General features: G+C 73.9%; 22 protein-coding genes. 12 read left to right on the forward strand and 10 right to left on the reverse strand.

Annotated elements, in window-relative coordinates:
• Positions 1 to 143: 143 nt before the first annotated feature.
• From ACFTXQ_RS28065 to ACFTXQ_RS28080, 4 genes are all read right to left on the reverse strand, one after another.
• Complete coding sequence (locus ACFTXQ_RS28065; protein WP_382645615.1) at positions 144 to 800, reverse strand: DUF6445 family protein; 657 nt, start codon at positions 798 to 800, stop codon at positions 144 to 146.
• Positions 801 to 879: 79 nt separating this feature from the next.
• Positions 880 to 2,967, reverse strand: a complete 2,088-nt coding sequence (locus ACFTXQ_RS28070) for a molybdopterin oxidoreductase family protein (protein WP_382645618.1) — start codon at positions 2,965 to 2,967, stop codon at positions 880 to 882.
• 141 nt (positions 2,968 to 3,108) lie between these two features.
• Entirely contained in the window at positions 3,109 to 3,930 is an 822-nt protein-coding gene (locus ACFTXQ_RS28075) for a glucose 1-dehydrogenase (protein WP_382645621.1), read from the reverse strand.
• Between the two features lie 14 nt (positions 3,931 to 3,944).
• Positions 3,945 to 4,652 carry a vancomycin high temperature exclusion protein gene (locus tag ACFTXQ_RS28080; RefSeq protein ID WP_382645623.1) on the reverse strand — a complete coding sequence of 236 codons (708 nt, stop codon included), beginning with the start codon at positions 4,650 to 4,652 and terminating at the stop codon, positions 3,945 to 3,947.
• Positions 4,653 to 4,969: 317 nt separating this feature from the next.
• Here ACFTXQ_RS28080 and ACFTXQ_RS28085 point away from each other — a divergent pair, with 317 nt between their 5' ends.
• The 4 genes from ACFTXQ_RS28085 to dnaG all read left to right on the forward strand — a co-directional run bounded on the left by ACFTXQ_RS28085 (position 4,970) and on the right by dnaG (position 10,358).
• Positions 4,970 to 5,689, forward strand: coding sequence for a sirohydrochlorin chelatase (locus ACFTXQ_RS28085; RefSeq protein ID WP_382645626.1), 720 nt, complete (start codon positions 4,970 to 4,972; stop codon positions 5,687 to 5,689).
• 36 nt (positions 5,690 to 5,725) lie between these two features.
• Positions 5,726 to 7,042 carry a deoxyguanosinetriphosphate triphosphohydrolase gene (locus tag ACFTXQ_RS28090; protein ID WP_382645628.1) on the forward strand — a complete coding sequence of 439 codons (1,317 nt, stop codon included), beginning with the start codon at positions 5,726 to 5,728 and terminating at the stop codon, positions 7,040 to 7,042.
• A gap of 93 nt (positions 7,043 to 7,135) precedes the next feature.
• A complete protein-coding gene (locus tag ACFTXQ_RS28095; protein ID WP_382645631.1) occupies positions 7,136 to 8,410 on the forward strand; it encodes an NAD(P)/FAD-dependent oxidoreductase in 1,275 nt (424 codons plus the stop codon).
• 34 nt (positions 8,411 to 8,444) lie between these two features.
• Positions 8,445 to 10,358, forward strand: a complete 1,914-nt coding sequence (gene dnaG, locus ACFTXQ_RS28100) for a DNA primase (RefSeq protein ID WP_382645634.1) — start codon at positions 8,445 to 8,447, stop codon at positions 10,356 to 10,358.
• A gap of 28 nt (positions 10,359 to 10,386) precedes the next feature.
• Here the strand turns inward: dnaG and ACFTXQ_RS28105 are convergent, their stop codons facing one another.
• Positions 10,387 to 10,839 carry a gamma-glutamylcyclotransferase family protein gene (locus ACFTXQ_RS28105; RefSeq protein ID WP_382645637.1) on the reverse strand — a complete coding sequence of 151 codons (453 nt, stop codon included), beginning with the start codon at positions 10,837 to 10,839 and terminating at the stop codon, positions 10,387 to 10,389.
• A 166-nt stretch (positions 10,840 to 11,005) separates the two neighbouring features.
• Between ACFTXQ_RS28105 and ACFTXQ_RS28110 the strand changes: the two genes are divergently transcribed.
• The 4 genes from ACFTXQ_RS28110 (at position 11,006) to ACFTXQ_RS28125 (ending at position 14,634) form a co-directional block, all read left to right on the forward strand.
• Positions 11,006 to 11,743, forward strand: a complete 738-nt coding sequence (locus ACFTXQ_RS28110; RefSeq protein ID WP_382645640.1) for a hypothetical protein — start codon at positions 11,006 to 11,008, stop codon at positions 11,741 to 11,743.
• Positions 11,740 to 13,014, forward strand: coding sequence for an ATP-binding protein (locus ACFTXQ_RS28115; RefSeq protein ID WP_382645642.1), 1,275 nt, complete (start codon positions 11,740 to 11,742; stop codon positions 13,012 to 13,014). The genes ACFTXQ_RS28110 and ACFTXQ_RS28115 overlap by 4 nt, the downstream gene beginning before the upstream one ends.
• A gap of 227 nt (positions 13,015 to 13,241) precedes the next feature.
• The gene (locus ACFTXQ_RS28120) at positions 13,242 to 13,784 is read left to right on the forward strand and encodes a hypothetical protein (protein ID WP_382645645.1); all 543 of its coding nucleotides are present in this window, start codon (positions 13,242 to 13,244) and stop codon (positions 13,782 to 13,784) included.
• A 130-nt stretch (positions 13,785 to 13,914) separates the two neighbouring features.
• Positions 13,915 to 14,634 carry a class F sortase gene (locus ACFTXQ_RS28125; RefSeq protein ID WP_382645647.1) on the forward strand — a complete coding sequence of 240 codons (720 nt, stop codon included), beginning with the start codon at positions 13,915 to 13,917 and terminating at the stop codon, positions 14,632 to 14,634.
• Positions 14,635 to 14,648: 14 nt separating this feature from the next.
• Here the strand turns inward: ACFTXQ_RS28125 and ACFTXQ_RS28130 are convergent, their stop codons facing one another.
• From ACFTXQ_RS28130 to ACFTXQ_RS28140, 3 genes are read right to left on the reverse strand one after another with little or no spacing between them, the layout of a single operon-like run.
• The gene (locus tag ACFTXQ_RS28130; RefSeq protein WP_382645650.1) at positions 14,649 to 15,425 is read right to left on the reverse strand and encodes a sulfite exporter TauE/SafE family protein; all 777 of its coding nucleotides are present in this window, start codon (positions 15,423 to 15,425) and stop codon (positions 14,649 to 14,651) included.
• A 36-nt stretch (positions 15,426 to 15,461) separates the two neighbouring features.
• The gene (locus tag ACFTXQ_RS28135) at positions 15,462 to 15,776 is read right to left on the reverse strand and encodes a hypothetical protein (RefSeq protein WP_382645652.1); all 315 of its coding nucleotides are present in this window, start codon (positions 15,774 to 15,776) and stop codon (positions 15,462 to 15,464) included.
• A complete protein-coding gene (locus ACFTXQ_RS28140; protein WP_382645654.1) occupies positions 15,761 to 17,056 on the reverse strand; it encodes a ferric reductase-like transmembrane domain-containing protein in 1,296 nt (431 codons plus the stop codon). Before ACFTXQ_RS28140 ends, ACFTXQ_RS28135 begins: the two co-directional genes overlap by 16 nt.
• Positions 17,057 to 17,213: 157 nt before the next feature.
• Here ACFTXQ_RS28140 and ACFTXQ_RS28145 point away from each other — a divergent pair, with 157 nt between their 5' ends.
• The 3 genes from ACFTXQ_RS28145 to nirD are packed head-to-tail and all read left to right on the forward strand — an operon-like array spanning position 17,214 to position 21,302.
• Positions 17,214 to 18,452 (forward strand): NAD(P)/FAD-dependent oxidoreductase, encoded by a 1,239-nt coding sequence (locus ACFTXQ_RS28145; protein WP_382645657.1) that lies wholly within the window; start codon positions 17,214 to 17,216, stop codon positions 18,450 to 18,452.
• 43 nt (positions 18,453 to 18,495) lie between these two features.
• Positions 18,496 to 20,976 (forward strand): nitrite reductase large subunit NirB, encoded by a 2,481-nt coding sequence (gene nirB / locus ACFTXQ_RS28150; RefSeq protein ID WP_382645755.1) that lies wholly within the window; start codon positions 18,496 to 18,498, stop codon positions 20,974 to 20,976.
• Positions 20,973 to 21,302, forward strand: a complete 330-nt coding sequence (gene nirD / locus ACFTXQ_RS28155) for a nitrite reductase small subunit NirD (protein WP_382645660.1) — start codon at positions 20,973 to 20,975, stop codon at positions 21,300 to 21,302. The genes nirB and nirD overlap by 4 nt, the downstream gene beginning before the upstream one ends.
• Before the next feature lie 25 nt (positions 21,303 to 21,327).
• Here the strand turns inward: nirD and ACFTXQ_RS28160 are convergent, their stop codons facing one another.
• Both ACFTXQ_RS28160 and ACFTXQ_RS28165 read right to left on the reverse strand, forming a co-directional pair.
• Positions 21,328 to 21,738 (reverse strand): VOC family protein, encoded by a 411-nt coding sequence (locus tag ACFTXQ_RS28160; RefSeq protein ID WP_382645662.1) that lies wholly within the window; start codon positions 21,736 to 21,738, stop codon positions 21,328 to 21,330.
• A gap of 117 nt (positions 21,739 to 21,855) precedes the next feature.
• On the reverse strand, positions 21,856 to 22,317 hold the full coding sequence (locus ACFTXQ_RS28165) for a group III truncated hemoglobin (RefSeq protein ID WP_382645665.1): 462 nt from the start codon (positions 22,315 to 22,317) through the stop codon (positions 21,856 to 21,858).
• A 285-nt stretch (positions 22,318 to 22,602) separates the two neighbouring features.
• On the opposite strand from ACFTXQ_RS28165, the gene ACFTXQ_RS28170 reads away from it, so the two are divergent.
• On the forward strand, positions 22,603 to 23,763 hold the full coding sequence (locus ACFTXQ_RS28170; protein ID WP_382645667.1) for an alkaline phosphatase PhoX: 1,161 nt from the start codon (positions 22,603 to 22,605) through the stop codon (positions 23,761 to 23,763).
• The last annotated feature ends 142 nt before the right edge of the window (positions 23,764 to 23,905 follow it).

A 23,905-nucleotide genomic window follows, 5' to 3' on the forward strand; every position in this document is an offset into this window, starting at 1 on the left:
GCGTCGCGTCCACACCTGCGGCCGGCCCGGCTTGATGCCCCGCGGCAGCAGCGGCTCAAGCCGGGCCCACTGGCCGTTCGTCAGATCTCCACGTCTCACGAGACGTGATCATCAACGAACAAGATCCACTTTCGCAACAGACCCTAGGCCATCCAGAAGAAGACGGCCGTCATCCGCTTGTCCTGCAGGGTCGTGCCCCAGTAGCCCGTCGCGCTGTGGATCAGGTTGGCGGAGTAGAGGAGCAGGCGGTTGTAGCGGTGGGGGACGCGGACGTCCTCGGTGAAGGAGTCCGCGGGGACGAAGCGGGTGCCGAGGGCGTCGACGAGGTTGTTGTGCGGGGCGAGGACCTGGTTGCCGCCGAGGCCGCCGCCCGGGAGGTTCTGTCGGTAGAAGCTGGTGCCGCAGTCCCCGGGGGTGTCCGGGCTGAGGTAGAGGACGGCGGCGTAACGGCACACGGTGCGGGAGTCCGTGTGCGGACGGGGCTCGCATTCGTCCTTGCCGACGACCTGGACGCAGTTGTGGTTGAAGGTGCCCGCCCCGGCCGGGTTCTCGGGCCAGATCCGCCGTACGCCCGTGGCCTGGCGCACCAGCCGTTCCACGCGGGCCAGTTCGGGCGGTTCCAGTGCGGGCATGGCGCGCAGGCCGGGCCAGGGCTCGGGCTTGAGCGGGGCGCCCTGAACCCAGTCGTCCTTCGCCAGGCAGCGGGCGCGTACGGAGTCCACGTCGGGCAGGACGTCGTCCAGGACCCAGTAGTCACGCCCACGGGTCGGCTTGCGGTACGGGAGGGTGCGAAAGGGCATGGCGGGAACGGTAGTTCGCCTCCCGCTGCCCGATCGTCAAAGCGGCGGCCAAGACTCCGGCAAGAGATGGTGCGGGCCCTCAGGCCGGCTCAACGCGGACCGCGCAGACCTTGAACTCCGGCATCCGGGAGACGGGGTCCAGGGCCGGGTTGGTCAGGGTGTTGGCGCGGCCCTCGCCCGGCCAGTGGAACGGCATGAAGACCGTGTCCGCGCGGATGGCGTCGGTGATCCGGGCCGGGGCCACCGCCCGGCCACGGCGGGAGGTGACCGCGAGCGGGCTGCCGTCGACGGCGCCGATGCGGGCGGCGAGGCGGGGGTGGAGCTCCACGAACGGGCCGGGGGCGGCCGCGTTGAGCTCGTCCACGCGGCGGGTCTGGGCGCCGGACTGGTACTGGGCGACCACGCGCCCGGTGGTGAGCAGGACCGGGTACTGCGCGTCGGGGACCTCCCCGGCCTCGCGGTGGGAGACGGGGACGAAGCGGGCCCGGCCGTCATCGGTGGCGAAGCGGTCCAGGAAGAGGCGGGGCTGCCCCGGGGAGTCCTGGGGGCAGGGCCAGAAGACGCCGGCTTCGGCCTCGATGCGGGCGTAGGAGATGCCTGAGTAGTCGGCGGGGCCGCCGGCCGAGGCGCGGCGGAGCTCCTCGAAGACCTCCTCGGGGGCGGTGGGGAAGCCCTTCTCCACGCCCAGCCGGGCGGCGAGGCCGTGCAGGACCTCCAGGTCGCTGCGGACGCCCGGCGGCGGGGTGAGCGCCTGCCTGCGCAGCAGGACGCGGCCTTCCAGGTTGGTGGTGGTGCCGGTCTCCTCCGCCCACTGGGTGACCGGGAGGACCACGTCCGCGAGGGCCGCGGTCTCGGAGAGGACGACGTCGGCCACGGCGAGGAAGTCCAGGGAGCGGATGCGGTCCTCGATGTGCGCGGCGCGGGGGGCGGAGACGAGGGGGTTGGAGCCCATGAGGAGCAGGGCGCGGACGTCCGTGCCGAGGGCGTCGAGGAGTTCGTACGCGCTGCGGCCGGGGCCGGGGAGGGTGTCGGGGTCGACGCCCCAGACCCCGGCCACGTGCGCGCGGGCCGCAGGGTCGGTGAGCTTGCGGTAGCCGGGGAGCTGGTCGGCCTTCTGGCCGTGCTCGCGGCCGCCCTGGCCGTTGCCCTGGCCGGTGAGGCAGCCGTAGCCGGAGAGCGGGCGGCCGGCCCGGCCGGTGGCCAGGCAGAGGTTGATCCAGGCGCCGACGGTGTCGGTGCCCTTGGACTGCTGCTCGGGGCCGCGGGCGGTGAGGACCATGGCGGTTTCCGGGGCGCAGAACATCTCGACCGCCCGGCGGAGCTCGGGCACGGACACGCCGGTGATGCGCTCCACCAGTTCGGGCCAGTGGGCCATGGCGGCGGCCCGGGCCTCCTCCCAGCCGGTGGTGCGGGTGGCGATGAACTCCTCGTCGGTGCGGCCTTCCGCGACCACGAGGTGCAGCAGGCCGAGGGCGAGCGCGAGGTCGGTGCCGGGGCGCGGGGCGAGGTGCAGGTCGGCCTGTTCGGCGGTGCGGGTGCGGCGCGGGTCGATGACGATCAGGGTGCCGCCGTTGGCCTTGAGCTCGGTGAGGTAGCGCAGGGCGGGCGGCATGGTCTCGGCCAGGTTGGAGCCGACGAGGATCACGCAGCCGGTGCGGGGGATGTCCTCCAGCGGGAAGGGCAGGCCCCGGTCGAGCCCGAAGGCCCGCTGGTGCGCGGCGGCGGCCGAGGACATGCAGAAGCGGCCGTTGTAGTCGATCTGCGAGGTGCGCAGGGCGACGCGGGCGAACTTCCCGAGCGCGTAGGCCTTCTCGTTGGTGAGCCCGCCGCCGCCGAAGACCCCGACGGCGTCGGGCCCGTACGCGCGGCCGGTGCGGGCGAGGCCCGCGGCGACGGCGTCGAGGGCCTCCTCCCAGGTGGCCGGTTCGAGCGTCCCGGCGTGGGTGCGGACGAGCGGCTCGGTCAGGCGCACCCGGGAGGAGAGCACGGCGGGGGCGGTGCGGCCCTTGCCGCAGAGCGCGCCCCGGTTGACGGGGAAGTCCGGGCGTTCCTCCACCGCCACGCCCGCTCCGCCCGGCTCGGGGCGGAGGTTCATCCCGCACTGCAGCGCGCAGTACGGGCAGTGCGTGGCGGTGGCGGTGGCGGCGACGGCTCCCGGGATGTGCATGCGGCCAGCCTGCGACCCCGGTGTTACGCGAACCGCCGCCCCGCGTTACGGCCGGGGGTGTTCGGCCTCAGCGCCGCCGCCCGCCGGCCGTGAGGCGACCCGGCGGGCGCGGGGGCACTGTGCCGGAGCCCGGGCGCGGGGTCACTCGCCCGTCAGGTACTTCACGGTCAGGCCCGCGGTCCAGCCGCCGTCCACCGCCAGTTCGGCGCCCGTCATGTAGCCGGCGGCGTCCGAGAGGAGGAAGGCCACCGCGGCGGCTATCTCCTCGGGGACGCCGACGCGGCCCAGCGGGGCGCCGGGGTAGTTGCCCTCGCCCGCCTGGATGCCGATCGGGGCGGTCATCGGGGTCAGCGTCATTCCGGGGTGGACGGAGTTGACGCGGATCCCGGCCTCGGCGAGCTCGACCGCGCCGATCTTGGACAGGCCGCGCACGCCCCACTTGGACGCGCCGTACCCGGCGGTGAGAGCGAGCCCGGTCAGTCCGGCGGCGGAGGAGATGTTGACGATGGAGCCGCCGCCGTTGGCCCGGAGCAGCGGGATCGCGGCCTTGATGCCGATGAACACGCCGACCAGGTTGATCTCCACGACCCGGCGGAAGTGCTCGACGCTCTCGTGCTCCAGGAACTGGCCGGTGGCTATGCCGGCGTTGTTCACCAGGCCGTCGATGCCGCCGAACTCGGCGACCGCGTACTCCAGCGCCGCCTGCCAGTCGGCCTCGCTCGTCACGTCGTGCCGGATGAACCGCGCCGGGGCGCCGAGCTTCGCGGCCGTCTCCGCGCCCTCCGCCTCCAGGATGTCGGTGATCAGCACCTTGCCCCCGCCGTCCACGACGGCCTGCGCCGCCGCCGCGCCCAGCCCGCGGGCCCCACCGGTGATGACGACGACCTTGCCGCTCAGATCCACAACAGCCACGGTTCCACACCTCTGCTCGTACAGACAGATCGGTATATGACTAATCGGCATAGCCGATGTCGCCGTCAGTCTGGCAGAGCGGCCAGGGCCCGCGACACCCCCTGCTCCTTCGGTCCCAGGAACCGCGGCCCGGGCTTGAAGACCGCGTCCAGCGCCGCCTTGCCCGCCGCGAACACCTCGCGGGTCCCGCCGTAGTACCAGGTGGCGTCGTGCTCGTCGTCGACCCCGATTCCGTACGAGTCCACGCCCGCCGCCTCGCACAGGGCGACGGCCCGGCGTATGTGGAAGCCCTGGCTGATCAGCACGGCCCGGTCGACTTCGAAGATCTTCTTGGCGCGCACGCACGAATCCCACGTGTCGAAGCCGGCGAAGTCGCTGACGATCCGGTCGCCCGGCACCCCGTGCCCGGTGAGGTAGGTGCGCATCGCGTTCGGCTCGTCGTACTCGGTGCGGCTGTTGTCCCCGGTGACCAGCACCACCTTGACCTTGCCGGCCCGGTACAACTCGACGGCGGCATCGAGCCGGTTGGCCAGATACGGCGTCGGCCTGCCGTTCCACAGGCCCGCCCCGAACACCACCGCCACCTCGCCGGCCGGCGCCTGCGCCGTCGTCCCCAGCCGGTCGGCCGCCGCCGCGTGCGTCCACGCCGAGGGCAGCAGTGCCAGCACGCACCCCGCCATCACCACCTGCACGGCCCGCCGCCGCGCCCGCACCCCCCGCGGCAGCCGCGGCCGCCGCCCCGCCACCGACCTCGCCCAGCCCTTGATCCCCATGACCGCTCCCCCTGTGCACCCCACGCCTCACGCGTCGTTCGCACACATTGACGATCACGTCCCGGCCTCCAGTTCCGCCGACGCCGGCTTTCACCCGTACGAATGACCGAGTGAGCAGCCGGAAAACACCCGTCACCCCGGCGCAACGCACCGGCAACCTCCGACCCGCAGGATCGGTTCATGACGGAGCCGGTGCACCCTCCCGAGTCCCCCTTCCTCCCCTTCCTCCCCTTCGACAGCGCGGCCGAGCTGCTCGGCCGCATCACCGTCCAGCTGGGCACCCAGCTGAGCGACCTGCGCCGACCCGGAGTCCGCCCATGCAGCCCACCCTCCTCGCCGTCGCGCACGGCAGCCGCGACCCGCACGCCGCACACACCGCCCGCGCGCTCCTCGACCGCGTCCGCGAACTCCGCCCCCGGCTCGACGTCCGGCTCGGCCACATAGAGCTGAGCGAGCCGCCGCTCGACGAGGTGCTGCGGGAGCTGCGCGGCGGGGCCGTGCTCGTCCCGCTGCTCCTCGGCCGCGGACACCACGTCAAGCGCGACCTCCCCGCCTTCGCCGCCCGCGCGACCCACCTGCGCACCTGCGTCGCCGCCCCGCTCGGCCCCCACCCGCTGCTCGTCGAGGCCCTGCACGACCGCCTCCTGGAGGCCGGCTGGACCGCCGGCTCGGCCGTCGTACTCGCCGCCGCCGGGTCCCGCGACCCCGAGTCCGCCGTCGACACCCGCCACACCGCGGCCCTCCTCTCCGAGCGCCTCGGCGGCGTCCCCGTGGTCCCCGCCTACGCCTCCGCCGCCGAGCCCACCGTCCCCGACGCGATCCGGAGCCTGACCGCCCGCGGCCACCACCGGATCGCCGTCGCCTCCTACTTCACCGCGCCCGGCCGGTTCGCCGCCCAGTCCGCCTCCGCCGCACCCGGCCCCGCCGCCGCGCCCCTGGGCTGCCACCCGGCCCTGGCCCGCCTGCTCCTGCACCGCTACGACCAGGCCCTCGCCCCGCTCCACACCCCCACCCGGCCGGAACTCGTCTCCGCCTGATCCCGGTTTGTCGGAGGTTCCGGTTACCGTCTCTTCATGGAAGGCACCGCGCACGCCCCCGCAGACCACCTGTACGACACCGCGGCCACCGAGCGCTGGGCCGCCGAGCCCGACAAACGGCCGGGCAGGACGGCCTTCCAGCGTGACCGGGCGCGGGTGCTGCACTCCGCCGCGCTGCGCCGCCTCGCCGGGAAGACCCAGGTCGTCACCCCCGGCACCCGTTCCTACGACTGGGACGCGAGTCCCCGTACCCGGCTGACCCACTCCCTGGAGTGCGCCCAGGTCGGCCGGGAGCTCGGTGCCGCGCTCGGCTGCGACCCCGACCTCGTCGAAGCCGCCTGCCTCTCCCACGACATGGGCCACCCGCCCTTCGGCCACAACGGCGAGGAGGCGCTCAACGAGTTCGCCAAGGACTGCGGCGGCTTCGAGGGCAACGCCCAGTCGCTGCGCCTGCTGACCCGTCTGGAGCCCAAGCGGTTCGTGGCCGGCCCGGCCGGCGGCGAGCCCGTCAGCGTCGGCCTCAACCTCACCCGGGCCTGCCTGGACGCCGCCACCAAGTACCCCTGGGCCCGCGGGGGCCACCCCACCGACCCCGACTCGGTGAAGTTCGGCGCGTACGAGGACGACCTGCCGGTCTTTGAATGGCTGCGCCGGGGCGCGCCCGCGGACCGCAAGTGCTTCGAGGCCCAGGTCATGGACTGGGCGGACGACGTCGCGTACTCCGTCCACGACTTCGAGGACGGCCTGCACGCCGGCCACCTCGACCCGAACCTGCTGTTCGCCGAGCCCGAGCGCGCCGCGATCTGGCGGGTGGCCATCGGCCGGTACGTGCCCGCCGGCACCGAGCCGGAGGAGCTCCGCGAGGCCCTCGACCGGCTGATGGAGCAGGAGTGGTGGCCGCACGGGTACGACGGTTCGGCCGTCGCCCAGGCCCGGCTGAAGGACGCCACCAGCCAGCTCATCGGCCGCTTCTGCCTGGCCGCCGAGGGGGCGACACGCGAGGCGTACGGCTCCGGCCGCCTCACCCGGTACGCCGCCGAGCTGGTGGTCCCGCCCGAGGCCCGCAACGAGTGCGCCGTGCTCAAGGCGGTGGCCGACCTGTACGTCATGCAGCGCGACGAGCAGGAGCGGATCCGCGCCGACCAGCGCATCGTCCTGGCCGAACTGGCCGAGGCCCTCAGCGCCCGCGCGCCCGAGGGCCTGGACCCGCAGTTCCGCGCCATCTTCGACGCGGCCCCGGACGACAAGGCCAGGAAACGGGCGGTCATCGACCAGATCGCGTGTCTCACGGACGCGTCCGCCCGTTCCCTGCACGCACGCCTCACCCAGCGCACCCGACGCGCCGAAGGGTGAGCTGATCGGGCCACTCCCCCTTCACGCGGCAGGCTCGGTGCGGGACGCTCGCATGTGGTCGCATGTGGCGGAGAGGTTATGAGGAGGCATCAGGTGGTCGACGCACACCGGACATTCGTCATCGTGGGCGCGGGGCTGGCCGGGGCAAAGGCGGCCGAAACGCTGAGGGCCGAGGGGTTCACGGGTCGGGTGATCCTGATCGGCGACGAGCGCGACCATCCCTACGAACGGCCGCCGCTGTCCAAGGGGTACCTGACGGGCAAGGACGACCGCGAGAGCGTCTTCGTCCACGAGCCGTCCTGGTACGCGGCGTCCGACATCGAGCTGCACCTCGGCCAGCCCGCGGTCCAGCTGGACCGCGACGCGAAGAAGGTGGTCCTCGGCGACGGCACCGCGCTGCACTACGACAAGCTGCTGCTGGCCACCGGCGCCGAGCCGCGCCGCCTGGACATCCCCGGCACGGGCCTGGCCGGGGTGCACCACCTGCGGCGCCTGGCCCATGCCGAGCGGCTGCGCAACGTCCTGGTCACCCTGGGCCGGGACAACGGCCACCTGCTGATCGCGGGCGCAGGGTGGATCGGCCTGGAGGTCGCCGCCGCGGCCCGCGGGTACGGGGCCGAGGTGACGGTGGTCGAACCGCTGGCCACGCCGCTGCACGCGGTGCTCGGGCCGGAGATCGGCCGGCTCTTCGCCGACCTGCACACCGAGCACGGGGTGCGGTTCCACTTCGGGGCCCGGCTGACGGAGATCGTGGGCCACGACGGCATGGTGCTGGCCGCCCGTACGGACGACGGCGAGGAGCACCCGGCGCACGCGGTGCTCGCCGCGATCGGGGCCGCGCCGCGGACCGCGCTGGCCGAGACCTCCGGGCTGGCCCTGGTGGACCGGGAGCACGGCGGCGGGATCGCCGTGGACGCCTCCCTGCGTACGTCCGACCCGGACGTCTACGCGGTCGGGGACGTGGCCGCCGCGCACCACCCGGTGCTCGGGACCAGGCTGCGGGTCGAGCACTGGGCGAACGCCCTCAACGGCGGTCCGGCCGCCGCGCGGGCCATGCTGGGGCAGGAGGTCGGCTACGACCGGGTGCCGTACTTCTTCTCCGACCAGTACGACGTGGGCCTGGAGTACTCGGGGTACGCGCCGCCCGGCGGCTACGACCAGGTGCTGATCCGCGGTGACGTGGGCAAGCGGGAGTTCATCGCCTTCTGGCTCTCGGAGGGGCGGGTGCTCGCCGGTATGAACGTGAATGTGTGGGATGTCACCGAGCACATCCAGGCCCTGATCAGGTCGAAGGCGCCCGTGGACCGCGACGCCCTTGCGGACCCGTCCGTTCCGCTTGCGTCGCTGATTCCGGCCGAGGGGGCCTGACGGGTTTGTCGGTGTCCGGCCGTAGACTTCACGCGTGGCAGGACGGATCAACGACGACGACGTGAAGGCGGTACGGGACGCGGTCCCGATCGACGCCGTGGTCTCCGACTACCTCCAGCTGCGCAACGCGGGCGGCGGCAACCTCAAGGGCCTGTGCCCCTTCCACGACGAGAAGTCCCCGTCCTTCCAGGTCAGCCCCAGCAAGGGTCTCTACCACTGCTTCGGCTGCCAGGCGGGCGGGGACACCCTCGACTTCATCATGAAGATCGACCACCTCTCCTTCTCGGAGGCGGTCGAGCGGCTGGCCGGGCAGGCCGGCATCACCCTGCGCTACGAGGAGGGCGGCTACACCGCCGGCACCAGCGGCCGCGGCGAGCGCATCCGCCTGGTCGAGGCGCACAAGGCCGCCGCGCAGTTCTACGTCGACCAGCTGGGCAGCCCCGAGGCGGAGATCGGCCGCAAGTTCCTGGCGGAGCGCGGCTTCGACCAAGCCGCGGCCGCCCACTTCAGCGTGGGCTACAGCCCGGCCGGCTGGGACCACCTGACCCGCTTCCTGCGCGGCAAGGGCTTCAGCGACAAGGAGCTGATCACCTCCGGGCTCGCCCAGGACAGCCGCAGCGGCAAGCCCATCGACCGCTTCCGCGGCCGGCTGATGTGGCCGATCCGCGACATCAGCGGCGAGGTGGTCGGCTTCGGCGCGCGCAAGCTGCGCGACGACGACAACGGCCCCAAGTACCTGAACACCCCCGAGACGGCGATCTACCGGAAGTCCCAGGTCCTCTACGGCATCGACCTGGCCAAGAAGGAGATCGCGAAGACCTCCCGGGCCGTGGTGGTCGAGGGCTACACGGACGTGATGGCCTGCCACATGGCCGGGGTCACCACCGCGATCGCCACCTGTGGAACGGCCTTCGGCGGGGACCACATCAAGATCCTGCGCCGGCTGCTGATGGACAACGCCACCGCCGAGGTGATCTTCACCTTCGACGGCGACGCGGCCGGCCAGAAGGCGGCGCTGCGGGCCTTCGAGGACGACCAGAAGTTCGCCGCCGAGACCTCGATCGCGATCACCCCGGGCGGCATGGACCCCTGCGACCTGCGCCTGGCCCAGGGTGACGCGGCGGTGTCCGGGCTGGTGGAGTCCCGTACCCCGCTGTTCGAGTTCGCCCTGCGGCACATCGTCGCCCGGCACAACCTGGAGAACCCGGCCGGGCGGGCGGCCGCGCTGGACGAGGCCGCTCCGGTCGTCGCCAACATCAAGAACATCGCGATCCAGCACGAGTCCGCGGTCCAGCTCGCGGGCATGCTCGGCATCCGCGACGAGCAGTTCGTGGTCAAACGCGTCGCGCAGCTGGCGCGCTGGGCGCGGGAGCGCGGCAACCAGCCCCCGCAGCAGCAGGGCAGGGGCCGCCCGTCCTACGAGGCCGCGCCCGCCGACCGGCCCGCCGACCGGCCGGCCGCCGGCGGCCCGGCGCTGAACCTGCGCAGCCCGGCCCACCGCACCGAGCGCGAGCTGCTCAAGCTGGCCCTCCAGCGTCCGGCCCTGGTCTCCCCCGCCTTCGACGCGTACGGGACCGACGAGTTCACCGCCCCGCCCTACGCGGCCGTGCGCCAGGCCATCCAGGAGGCGGGCGGGGCCTCGCTCGGCACCGAGGACTACCTGGCGCGGGTGCGCGACGCGGCCCCGAACGACACCGTCCGCGCGCTCGTCACCGAGCTGGCGGTCGAGGCCATCCACGCCAAGACGGTGGACGAGATCTACGCCGGGGTCCAGCTGGTCCAGGTCCGGCTGCGCGCCGTCGACCGCCGGGTCCTCGAGATCCAGGGCGCCATGTCCCGGCTGGGCCCGCAGGCCCCGCCGGAGCAACTGGCCGCGGTCCAGGAGGAGCTGTGGGTGCTCCAGCAGTACGGGCAGCGGCTGCGCAACCGGGGTGCCGAGGGGCTCTAGGCCGTCCGGCGGTCCTCGGCGGCGGCGCTCAGCGCTTGAGCCAGTCGCCGCCCGGTATCTCGGTGCCCGACTCCCGCAGGTCGCGGGCGAGGAGCGGCGACGCCAGGTAGACCCAGGCCCGGACGGGCGTGCCGTCGGGGCGCAGGGCATGGCGGGCGATCCGGTCGTAGATGTTTCCCGGGCGGCCCGGGCCCTCGTACTCCTCCAGCCGGTCCAGCGCGGCCAGCAGCTCCCCGTAGGCGCCCGGGGCGGCGGTGATCAGCTCCCCGACCACGGTGGAGCCGGGCCGGTGGACCGCGAAGGGGTATCCGGGGCCGTCGTAGAGCGCCGCGTCCGGGAGGCTGGCGGGCTCCTCCGCGAGCGTGCGGCCGCGCAGGAAGAGGTCGTGGTTGACCTCGCCCGGGCGCAGGGTCCCGTAGACGAAGAACGGGAGCGGAACGGGCTGAACGGGCTGGTCTTGTGGCCGGACGACCGATGTCACGGAGCCCTCCCCGGGGTACGGCGGAACAGTCGACGGGCCGGGACGAAGGTCCCGACTTTGCTGCACCCCACCACCGTACGCACCGCTGTTACACAACCTCGCGGTGGCCGTGACCCGGGCCGTCTAGCGTCGGTCCCCTCCCTCCCCCTCTGACGGTTCCGCCTCCATGACGCCTTTGTCCCGCCGCCTCCTCGCCGCCCTCCTGTGCGCCTGCGCACCGGCCGCCGGCGGCTGTGGCGCACCCGGCGGGCTCGGTACGGGGACTCCCGCCCCGCCCGTGTCGGTCCAGCCGCGCCCCGAACCGCTCTGGCCCGCCTGGACGAACGCCCCGGGCGCTGCGGTGGGCCGGCGGGAACCCGCGCCGCTGCCGCTGAAGAACGCCCCCGCCGTGGGCCCGGACGGGCTCGTCGGGGTGGATCCGAAGGAGGTCGTGCGCGCCGACCCGCGCATGCGGCCGTACGCCGACAAGGGCGAGATCCGGGCGCCGGGCCGGGCGGGGATCCGGCCGCCCGTCTACCGGGACCTGACCGGCGACGGGCACCAGGAGCTGGTCGTCGCGGCCGACACGGCGACCGGCCGGTCCGCGCTGAGCGTCTACGCGGTGGTCCAGGGCAAGATCGTCTCCGTCCTGTTCACGATGGGCCGGCAGATGGCGGCCGAGGCGGTCGGCACGGACCTGCTGGTCCGCATCGCCGCCGACGACGGCTCCGAGCAGGCCGTCCGCTACCACTGGGACGGCGACCGGATGGCGGTGGTCAACGACGCGCGGAGCTTCCGCGGCTCCGCCCCGGACTGCGCCGACCCGCAGGCGCGTACGACGCCCGACCACTCGGCCGGGCAGTCCCGGGAACCCGACGGACCCGAGGCGTCCGGCGCCCCCGAGACCCGGGGGAGCTCACGGTGAGGACCGCCCTGACCCGCTGCCGGGGGCTGCTCCGGGCCCTCGGCCTGCGCTGGAAGATCGCCATCCTGCTCGCCGTCGGCTGCTCCCTGGTCGCCGTCGCCATCGGGGTGCTGATCCACCAGGCGCGGGCGGCCCAGATCGGCGACGCGGCGCGCGCGAGCGCCACCGCCCAGCTGATCCGCGTACGACAGGTGTACGAGCTCACCGGCGGGCTCGACTTCGACAAGGTCGGCGAGACCGACGCCCGGATCGACTGCCCGGAACTGCCCGCAGCCCTGCGGTCGGCGGCCCTGTTCGGGGAGCGCAGCACCTACCTCGACATGTCCGGCAGGCACCCGGCGGTCTGGGCCGCCCGGCCGATCGGCGGCGAGCACGTGCTGTCCGTACGGCAGTCGCTGGCCGACGACCGGGCCGAACTCTCCGACCTGGACCGCCGGCTGGTGGCGTACGGGGTGGTGGTCGTGGCGCTCGCGGCGACCGGCGGGGCGCTGCTGGCGAGCCGGCTGAGCCGGGAGCTGCGGACGGCGGCGGAGACGGCCCGCCGGATCAGCGCGGGCGACCTGGACGCGCGGATCGGGCCGTCGGGGGTGCCCGGCACCCGCGACGAGGTGGCCGAACTGTCCTCGGCGGTCGACACGATGGCCTCCAGCCTCCAGCGGCGCCTGGAGGCCGAGCAGCGGTTCACCGCGGATGTGGCGCACGAGCTGCGGACCCCGCTGACCGGGCTGCACACCGCTGCGGAACTGCTGCCTCCGGGGCGGCCCACGGAGCTGGTCCGCGACCGGGTCTCGGCGCTGCGGACGCTGACCGAGGACCTGCTGGAGGTGGCCCGGCTCGACGCGAACCGGGAGGAGGCGCAGCTGGAGGTGCACCGGCTGGGCCCCCTGGTGGAGTCGATCACCCTGCGCTCGGGGGTCACCGCCGAGGTCCTGGGCGCGCAGGAGCCGGCTCTGGTCCGGACCGACGTGCGACGCCTCGAACGCATCCTGGCGAACCTGCTGGCCAACGCCCGGCGGCACGGCGCGGAGCCGGTCACGGTGACGGTGTCGGGGACGACCGTGACGGTCCGGGACCAGGGGCCGGGCTTCCCGGAGAAGCTGCTGCGCGAGGGGCCCCAGCGGTTCCTGACCGGCGCGGCGGAGCGCGGCCAGGGCACGGGGCTGGGCCTGACCATCGCCCTCGGGCAGGCGCAGGTCATCGGCGCCCGGGTCGCCCTGGCCAACCCGGTGCCCTCGGGCGCCTCGGCCGCGGTGACGCTTCCGCCGGGCTGACCGCGGCGGCGGCGCGGCGGCGGGCGCGGCGCGGCGGCTGATCACGGGCCGCCGCAGTCACCCGGACGGCGCGGACGGCCCCAATAGCCGCACACCTGGCCTTGACCTGCGGAAACGACTCGTCGGCGGGAGGCCCGCGAGCGAACCTGACGGGACATCAGCAGGCGCCCGCCGCGCGGGCCGGGTTACCTCGGAACCACGACCCCGTGTCTCCAGGGAGAGTCCCCATGCGCCGACGTACCGCTCACGCGCTGACCGCGACCGTGCTGACCGCCGCCGCGTTCACCGGCCCGGTCGCCGGTGCGGTCGCCGCTGCGGAACTCGGCATGGTGGGCTTCGCGCCCGGCGACTTCGCCGTGCTGGAGGTGTGGCCCAAGTCCGCCGCTCCCGGCGCCACCGTCACCGTGAACACCAACGCCTGCGGCAGCGGCAGCCACGCCGAGGGCGATGCCACCACGGTGGGCGGCGGCCGGTTCCGGCTGGTCCCGGGCACCCACAAGGAGGTGGTCGTGGGGCAGTTCCAGGTCGCCCACGGCACCCGCCCCGGCACCTACGGCATCGGCGCGACCTGCGCGAACGGCAAGTTCGCCACCGGCGACCTGGTCGTCACCGAACGCGGCCCGCAGGGCCACGTACAAACGGGGGTGGGCGGTGGCACGACCACCACCACCGACCCCTCCAAGATCGCGGCGGGAGTGGCAGTGCTGGCCGCCACCGCCGTCGGCGGTACCTGGCTCCTGCGTCGCCGGGCGAGCGGCACGCTGAGCTGACGGACGCCCACCGCGGCTCCGGCCGCGGTCCGACCGGTACCGCCCCCCGTCGCCCGCCCCGCGAGGTCCCCCCCGTTCGCGGGGCCGGGCGACGGCCTGTCACCCCGAAACGGAAGCCGAGGGGGTACGCATGGGTGGCGATTTCGGCGGCGCCCCGGGCCACGACCGGCAGCGCCGGCCCCCGCCCGCCCACCGCCCGGAACCGGGCGCACGCCCGCTGGGCCGGGCCGGCCGCACCCCGGTCGCCCGCCGCGGAGGGTTCGTCGCGCTCGCCGCCTGCATCGGCATCTGGCTCGTCACCAGCGGCTCCCGCGAGCCGGTCGGGCCGCCCCTGCCCTCCGCCGCCGAGGCCCTGACCGCCGCCGGAGCCACCGGCCCCGGTATCGCGCCGCTCCCCGGCTCCCCGCCCACCCGGATCCGGATCCCCTCGATCCGCGTCGACGCCCCGCTGACCGGGCTCGGCCTGGAGCCGGGCGGCAGCCTCGAAGTGCCCCCGCCCGCCCGGCGCGACCTGGCCGGCTGGTACCGCGACGGCACCACGCCGGGCGCCACCGGCACCGCCGTCATCGCCGGGCACGTGGACAACGCCGCCGGGCCGGCCGTCTTCTTCCACCTGGGCGCGCTGCACCGCGGGGCCGCCATCGAGGTCCCGCGCGCGGACGGCCGTACCGCCGTGTTCACGGTCCACGCGGTCGAGGTGTACGACGCCAAGGCCTTCCCCGACGCCCGCGTGTACGGGCCTTCGCGGCGCGCAGAGCTACGGGTGATCACCTGCGGCGGCGGTTTCTCCCCGCGCACGGGCTACCGCGGCAACGTGGTCGTCTTCGCCCACCTCACCGGGACGTACTAGGTCCGGTCCGCCGCTCAGCCCCACTGCTCGAGACCGAGCTTGATCACCAGCGCGCCCACCACCGTGAGCAGCACACCGCGGACGAAGCCGCTGCCCTTCTTGAGGGCCATGCCCGCGCCGATCATGCCGCCGGCCAGGTTGAAGACGGCCATCAGCGCGGCCAGCTGCCACAGCACCATGCCCTGGTAGGCGAACATCGCGAGCGCCCCGGCGTTCGTGCAGACATTGACGATCTTGGCGGTCGCGGAGGCGGTGACCAGGTCGAGGTGGAGCAGCGCGGTGAGGGCGAGCACGAGGAAGGTGCCGGTGCCGGGCCCGATGAGGCCGTCGTAGAAGCCGATGCCGAGGCCGGCCAGCCCGATGGCGAGCAGCACCCGCTGCCGGCTGACGGGCGAGGCGGACGGGGCGGTTCCGAAGCCCGGCCGGAAGAGCACGAAGCCGGCGACGACCACCAGCACGACCATGATCAGCGGGCGGAGCGCGTCCTTGCTGATGCCGCCGGCGAGCGCCGCGCCGCCCATCGAGCCCGCGAGGGCGGCGAGGCCGATGCGGACGGCGAGTTTCACGTCCACCGGGGCCTTGCGGACGTAGGTCACGGTCGCGCCCGCGGTACCGACGATGGCCACGGCCTTGTTGGTGCCGAGGACGGTGGCCGGGTGGGCGTTCGGCAGGCCGAGGAGCAGCGCCGGCAGGAGCAGCAGGCCGCCGCCGCCCACCACGGCGTCGATCCAGCCGGCCGCCGCGGCGGCCACGCACAGCATGATGATCATGGTCATTGATATGTCAGGCACCACTCGACCCTATGGACCTGTCCGGTGCAGGATCCATCAATCCCCGGAAACTTGCGCAAAGGTTGAGCTTTGCCGGGCGGGTACCCGGTCCGGGGCCACCGGAGCCGCCGGATTCACGACCGCCGTCAGAACGCTGGCGGCGAGCACGCCGGCCAGCCCCAGCCCCGCCGCCAGCCGCTGCGCCGGGGATACGGAGGCGAGCGCGGAGCGGCGGCGGTGCCGGCCCGGGGCGGGCACGGCGGCGGGGGCGGGCCCGGCGGCGGGCCCGGTGGCGGGCACGGACAGGGCGATGTGCAGCGGGTGACGCACGGCGCGGCGGGTCCTCTCGGAGTCGGTCAGAAGCTGAAGCACTCGGAATGGATCCGTCCGGCCGGCACCCCGGCCCGCAGCAGCGCCGCCCTGGTCGCCCCGGCCATCCCCGGTGGCCCGCACAGGTACACGTCGTGCTCGGAGAGGTCCGGCACCAGGGCGGCCAGCGCCCGCGGCGCCAGCGGATCGTAGGCGGCGTCCGAGGGCCCGAGCAGGTAGTGCAGCCCGGCCTGCCGCTCGGCGGCGATGGCCTCCAGCTCGGCGCGCAGCACCAGGTGCTCCTCGGCCCCGGCCCGGTAGAGGAGCGTGAGGTCCCCGGGGCCGCCGGGCAGCGTCTCGAACAGGGCCCGCATCGGGGTGATCCCGACCCCGCCCGCGATCAGCAGCACCTTGGGCCTGGTCCGCCGCGCGGCGGTGAGCGCCCCGAACGGCCCGGTGGCCAGCACCCGCGTGCCCGGGCGCAGCCGGCGGATCCGGCGGGAGTGGCCGCCGAGCCCCTTCACGGTGATCCGCAGCGTGTTCCCGCGGACCGGCGCGGACAGCGAGAACGGCAGGGCCGTGTGCCACAGCCTGCGCTGGAGGAACCGCCAGCGCAGGAACTGGCCCGGCTCCGCACGCAGTTCCGCGAGGTGCTCCCCGTACACGACGACGGAGACCACCCCGGGCCCCTCGACCCGCACCTCCCCGACCCGCAGCGCATGCCGCAGGGCCTGCCGTACGGGGACCACGGCCCGGTACCAGAGCAGCAGGACGCCGACCACCGTGTGGGCGAGGGCCCAGAACCAGGCGACGGCGGCGAGATCCGGCCCGGCGAGCTGGTGGCCGAAGGCCAGGGCGGCGGCGAGGTAGACGAGGAGGTGCACCCCGCGCCAGGTTTCGTGCGAGACCCGGCGGCGTACCGCCCGGGCGGAGGTCACGCCGACGGCGGCGAGGAGCACGGCCGCGGCCGCGGCGGCGGCGAGCGCGGGGTAGCCGAGCAGCTCCCGGACGGCGGAGACCACGTCGGTCCCCGCGTACACGGCGTATCCGAGCAGGGCGAAGAGCCCGTGCCCGAAGCAGAGCAGCAGCACGTGGCGGCCACCGAACGCGTGCCAGCGCGCGAGCCTGTCGGCACCCACCCCGTGCTCGACGGCCGGCACCCGGGCCATCAGGAACAGCATCACCAGCACCCCGTACCCGGCGAGCAGACCGGTCAGGTGCGCGGCGGTGGCGAACAGCGCGTCGGGCCGGGCAGAGGGCCGCACCTGCGCCGCCCACAGCAGGGCGACCACCCCCGCCCCGCCCAGGATCCCGCCCCTGACCCGCACCGCCGCATCTCGCATGCGGATCACGCTAAGCGTCGGAAAGCCCGTGGTGAGGGGGCTTAAGGCGGCCTTGAGGAAGGCCTCACGGACGCTTAACCCGGGCGCTGAGGGGGGCGTTCCCGACGGGTAACAGGAGCGATCCGGCGGGGAAACAGCGGGCGCGCACCCTCAGGGCATGACCTCGGAACAGCGTGTGGTGGTGATCGGCGGCGGCCTCGCGGGCCTGCGGCTCGCTGCGCGGCTGGGCGGTGACGCGGAGGTGACCGTTCTCGGCGAGGAGCCGCACGCCCCGTACAACCGGGTCCTGCTTGCCGAGGTCCTGGCGGGCCGGTACGCGCCGGAGGTCATCTCCCTCCCGGCGCCCGGCCCGGTACTGCGGCGGGGGGTGCGGGCGGTCCGCGTCGACCGCGCCGACCGGACGGTCCACTGCGACGACGGCGCGGCGCTGGCGTACGACACGCTGGTCCTGGCGACCGGCTCCAACCCGGTGCTCCCGCCCCTGCGCGGCCTGTTCGAGCCGGGCGGCCGGGAACTCCCCAACGGGGTGCACGCCTTCCGCACGATGGACGACTGCCTGGCCCTCTCGGCGACCGTACGCCCCGGGGTGCGGGCGGTGGTGATCGGCGGGGGCCTGCTGGGGGTCTCGGCGGCCCGCGCGCTGGCCGCTCGGGGCGCGCAGGTGGTCCTGGCCCAGCAGGCGGAGCGGCTGATGGAGCGCCAGCTGGACGCGGATGCCTCCGCCTTGCTGCACACCCACCTGACCGAGCTCGGCATCGAGATCCACACGGAGTGCCGGGTCCGCGGCCTGACGACTTCGCCGGCGTCCCCGCACCCGGACGGGTCGGGATCCCGCCGGGTAACCGGCGCGGAGCTCGCCGACGGGTATCGCCTCGATGCCGATGTCGTCGTCCTCGCCTGCGGCGTACGCCCCCGCACGGGCCTGGCCCAGGCCGCCGGTCTGGAGGTCCGCAAGGGCATCGTGGTCGACGACCACCTCCGCGCCGGCGACCCCCGCGTCCACGCCATCGGCGACTGCGCCGAGCACGCCGGCCAGGTGTACGGCCTGGCCGGCGCCGCCCTGGAGCAGGCCGACGCCCTCGCCGCCACCCTCACCGGCTCCCCCACGCAGTACACCGGCACCCGAGCCCTCACCCGCCTCACCCTCGGCGGAGCCGGAGACCCCTTCGACCTCGCCGCCTTCGGCGAGACGACCCCCCGCCCCGGCGACGACGTGGTCCGCCTCGCCGACGCCACCCGCCGGACCTACCGGACGGTCGTCGTCCGCGGCGACCGGCTCGTCGGCGGGGTCCTGCTGGGCGAGCTGTCCACCGTGGGCGCCCTCGCCCGCGGCTGGGCCGACGACGAGGACCTGAACAGCCTGTTCCACCTGCTCACCGACGACGGAGGCCACTGACGTGACCAAGCCCCTGCCCACGATCGTGCTCATCGGGCACGGCATGGTCGGCCAGCGCTACCTGGAGGCCCTCGCCGAGCGCGGTGCGACCCGGACCCACCGGATCACCGTGCTGTGCGAGGAGCCCCGGCCCGCCTACGACCGCGTGCACCTGACCTCGTACTTCTCCGGCAGCACCCCCGAGGACCTGTCCATGACCCCGGCCGGGTTCATGGAGGAGCACGGCATCGAACTCCACCTGGACGACCCCGCCGAGGACATCGACCGGGCGGCGCGCACCGTCACCTCCCGCTCCGGCCGGGTGTTCCCGTACGACGTGCTGGTCCTGGCCACCGGCAGCTACCCCTTCGTGCCGCCCATCCCCGGCAAGGAAGCCCCCGGTTGCTTCGTCTACCGCACCATCGAGGACCTCCTCGCCATCGAGGAGTACGCGAAGGGCCGCACCAGCGGCGCGGTCGTCGGCGGTGGTCTGCTCGGGCTCGAAGCCGCCGGCGCGCTCCAGGGGCTCGGGCTCGCCACCCGGATCGTCGAGTTCGCCCCGCGCCTGATGCCCGTCCAGGTCGACGACGGGGGCGGCGCGGCGCTGCTGCGCACCATCGAGTCCATGGGCCTCACCGTCCACACCGGTGTCGGCACCCAGGAGGTCGTGACCGGCGGGGACGGCCACGTCAGCGGGATGCGGCTGTCCGACGGATCCACCGTCGACACCGACCTCGTCGTCTTCTCCGCCGGCGTCCGCCCCCGCGACCAGCTGGCCCGCGCCGCGGGGCTGGAGGTCGGCGAGCGCGGCGGCATCGCGGTCGACGCCCGCTGCCGCACCTCCGACCCGCAGGTGTACGCCATCGGCGAGTGCGCCCTGGCCGTGGACGGCCGCGTCTACGGACTGGTGGCCCCGGGCTACGAGATGGCCGAGACCGCCGCCGAGGATCTGCTGGGCCGCGAGAAGGAGTTCACCGGAGCCGACCTCTCCACCAAGCTGAAGCTGCTCGGCGTGGACGTGGCCTCCTTCGGCGACGCCCACGGAACCGCCCCCGACAGCCTCGACGTCGTGTGGTCCGACTCCCGATCCGGCGTCTACAAGAAGCTGGTCGTCTCCCCCGACGGGGTCCTCCTCGGCGGGATCCTGGTCGGCGACGCGGACTCGTACGGCCTGCTGCGGCCGCTCACCGGCAGCGTCCCGCCCGTCGCCCCCGAGCAGCTGGTGCTGCCCGCCGGCGTCGGCGCGCCCGTCGCGCTCGGCCCGTCCGCGCTGCCCGACACGGCGGTGATCTGCTCCTGCCACAACGTCACCAAGAAGGCCATCACCGCCTGCGCCACCCTCCCCGAGGTCAAGAAGTGCACCAAGGCGGGCACCGGCTGCGGCAGCTGCATCAAGGTGATCGGGCAGCTGCTGCCCGCCGCCGCCGACAAGGGCCTGTGCGGCTGCTTCCCCTACACCCGCGCCGAGCTCTACGAGATCGTCCGCACCCTGCGCCTGACCTCGTACGAGCAGCTCCTCGACGGCCACGGCCGCCCGGAGGCGCGCGGCGGCGACGGCTGCGAGGTGTGCAAGCCCGCCATCGGCTCGATCATCGCCTCGCTCGCCCCGACGCTCGGCGCCAGCGGCTACGTCCTGGACGGGGAGCAGGCCGCCCTCCAGGACACCAACGACCACTTCCTCGCGAACCTGCAGCGCAACGGCTCCTACTCGGTGGTCCCGCGCATCCCGGGCGGTGAGATCACCCCCGACAAGCTGATCGTGATCGGCGAGGTGGCCCGGGACTTCGGCCTCTACACGAAGATCACCGGAGGTCAGCGGATCGACCTCTTCGGTGCGAGCGTGGACCAGCTCCCGCGGATCTGGGCGCGGCTCGTCGACGCCGGGTTCGAGTCCGGGCACGCCTACGGCAAGGCCCTGCGGACGGTGAAGTCCTGCGTGGGGCAGACCTGGTGCCGCTACGGGGTGCAGGACAGCGTGCGGATGGCCATCGACCTGGAGCTGCGCTACCGGGGGCTGCGCGCCCCGCACAAGCTGAAGTCGGCGGTCTCCGGCTGCGCCCGCGAGTGCGCGGAGGCGCAGAGCAAGGACTTCGGGGTCATCGCGACGGCGAGCGGCTGGAACCTGTACGTCGGCGGCAACGGCGGGGCCACCCCGCGCCACGCCGACCTCCTCGCCCAGGACCTGTCGGACGCGGAGCTGATCCGGCTGATCGACCGGTTCCTGATGTTCTACATCCGCACCGCCGACCGGCTGGAGCGGACCTCGACCTGGCTGGAGCGGCTGGAGGGCGGGCTGGACCACCTGCGGGACGTGGTCGTGCACGACTCGCTCGGGCTGTGTGCGGAGCTGGAGGCCCTCATGGCCGACCACGTGGCGCACTACCGCGACGAGTGGGCCGAGACGCTGGAGGACCCGGAGCGGCTGCGCCGGTTCGTGTCGTTCGTCAACGCGCCCGGCGCCCCCGACCCGACCGTGAAGTTCGTGCCCGAGCGCGACCAGGTCAAGCCCGACCTGGCCGTCCTGACGATCGGAGGAGTCCGATGACCGTGGAACTGAAGGTGGCGGAGGGCTGGCTGACGGTGTGCGAGCTCTCCGCGCTCACCCCCGGGCGGGGGGTCGCCGCCCTGCTGCCGGACGGGAGCCAGGCCGCGGTGTTCGTCGACCGCGCGGGGCGCCCGTACGCCATCGGCAACCAGGACCCCTTCACCGGGGCGCAGGTGCTCTCGCGGGGGCTGCTGGGGTGCGCGGCGGGCCGGCCGTTCGTGGCCTCGCCGCTGCTGAAGCAGCGCTTCGACCTGGAGTCCGGGCGCTGTCTGGACGACGAGGAGGTGGAGGTCCGCACCTACCCGGTGCGGACCGCCGCCACCTAGGGGGAGCCGCCGGCGCAGGCGCCCGTCAGCCCTGGACCATGGCCGGGTCCATCCACATGATCTCCCAGGTGTGGCCGTCGAGGTCGTCGAAGGCGCGGCCGTACATGACGCCGTGGTCCTGGGCGGGGCGGGGCTCGGTGGCCCCGGCCGCCAGGGCCCCGTCGACCAGCCGGTCGACCGCGGTGCGGCTCTCGGCGCTCAGGCACAGCAGCACCTCGGAGGTCGTGGTGGCGTCCGCGATGGCCTTGTGCGTGAAGTCCTTGTAGCGGGCCTCCGTGAGGAACATCGCGACGATGCTGTCGGTGATCGGCATGGAGGCGCAGTTCTCGTCGGTGAACTGGGCGTTGAAGGAGTAGCCGAGCTTCGCCCAGAAGGCCTTGGTGGCGTCGAGGTCCTTGACGGGCAGGTTCACGAAGATCATGGTGGCGGCGGACATCGGTCCCTCTTCTCTCGTGTCTTCTTCGCTGTCGTTGCTTTCGAGAGGTAGACCGGGGCGCCCCGGGAAACTCATCGCTTCCGGTGAAGTTTTTTTGAGATCTTCCGAAACCGCAGGTCAGGCCGCTGCCGAGCGGAGCTCCAGGGCCGCCAGCGGTACGAAGCCCAGCCCGTCCGCGCTCTCCAGCGAGGCGTCGGGACCGGCCAGCCGCTTGTGGAGGGTCAGCGCGATCCGCTCGCCCTGCGCCTTGGCGCGCTCCGCGTTCGGCCCGCGGTGCCGGCCGTCGATCGTCGCGTTCCACAGCTGCACCCAGCGCCCGAAGTCGGCGGCCGTCATCTCCCGCACCGAGTGCAGCGCGGCGTGCGGGGCGAAGGCGTTGCGCCGGTAGTCGGCCGTGCGGAAGAGGGCCCGCTCCCAGAAGTCGGTGATCCGCGGCAGGTGGACCTCCAGGTCCGTGCCCGCGATCTGCGTGAAGAACGGCCCGATCCGCGGGTCCGCGAAGGCGGCCGTGTAGAAGCGGCGCAGCACGACGTCGAGGTCGGCGCGGCCCGAGATGTCGTCGGCGGCAGTGTGGTTCATGGTTCCACCATCCTTCCCCACCGGAGCCCTTCCCAGGGGAGAAAGTCCCGCCGTATGTCCCGCTGCGGAATTCGTCGGGGAGGAATGGCGCGGCGATTGCCAGACCCCGACGTCGCCGAAGTCCCCAAAGACCCCGAAGACCCCGAAGACCCCGATGCCCCTGTGCCGGTCGCTCCGGCGTCATGCGGAATTGAGGTTCCGTCAACTCCGGACTCCTAGGTTCCTCCACGCGTGCGTACCCGCGTCCGACCGGACGCGGGGGCCCTCCCTCCTCCAGGAGTGACCGTGGAACGTCGTACCTTCCTGCGTGGCGCCGTCATCGGCTCGTCGGCCGCCGCCTTCGGTGGCACGTTGATGCACGGAGCCGCCTACGCGGCACCCGCCCAGCCCGGCCCCGGCCCGTACGGGGCCCTCGGCGCGGCGGACGCGAACGGCATCATGCTGCCCTCGGGTTTCAGCAGCCGGGTGATCGCCCGGTCGGGCCAGAGCGTCGGCGGCACCTCGTACGCCTGGCACAGTGCCCCCGACGGCGGCGCCTGCTTCGCCGACGGGACGGGCTGGATCTACGTGTCCAACTCGGAGATCAACCCCTCCGGCGGCGCGAGCGCCGTGAAGTTCAACTCCTCGGGCACGATCACCGGCGCCTACCGCATCCTCTCCAACACCCGGCAGAACTGCGCGGGCGGCAAGACCCCGTGGAACACCTGGCTGTCCTGCGAGGAGGTCAGCCTCGGCTACGTCTACGAGACCGACCCGTGGGGCGTGAACGCGGCCGTGCAGCGCCCCGCCCTGGGCAGGTTCAAGCACGAGGCGGCCGCCGCCGACCCGGTCCGCCAGGTGATCTACCTGACCGAGGACGAGACGAACGGCTGCTTCTACCGGTTCATCCCCACCACCTGGGGCAACCTCTCCTCCGGCACCCTTCAGGTCATGGTCGCCGGAAGCGGCACCTCCGGCTCCTTCACCTGGCAGAACGTGCCCGACCCCGACGGCTCCCCGACCACCACCCGCACCCAGGTCTCCGGCGCCAAGCACTTCAACGGCGGCGAGGGCTGCCACTACGCGAACGACACGGTCTGGTTCACCACCAAGGGCGACAACCGCGTCTGGCAGCTCAACCTCGCGAGCAGCACCTACGAGCTGGCCTACGACGACTCCCTCGTCGTGGGCGGGCCGGCCCCGCTGACGGGCGTGGACAACGTCACCGGGTCCTCGTACGGCGACCTGTACGTCGCCGAGGACGGCGGCAACATGGAGATCTGCCTGATCACCCCGGACGACGTGGTCGCCGTCTTCCTGCGGATCACCGGCCAGTCCTCCTCGGAGATCACCGGCCCGGCCTTCTCCCCCGACGGCACCCGCCTTTACTTCAGCAGCCAGCGCGGCACGAGCGGCAGCTCGACGGGCGGCATCACCTACGAGGTCACGGGCCCGTTCCGCACCTGACGGCCCGGCCGGGGGCAATTCCAGCCCCGCCGGCGTTTGAGGCGCGGGGCCCGGGGCGGAGCCCCGGCAACGGCGCCGCACCGCACCACCTGCCGCGGCCCCACGGGTTGTAACCCCCCCGGGCGCGGGACCCGCAAGATGC

The sequence above is a fragment of the Streptomyces sp. NPDC057010 genome (assembly GCF_042673805.1).
GTDB lineage: Bacteria > Actinomycetota > Actinomycetes > Streptomycetales > Streptomycetaceae > Streptomyces.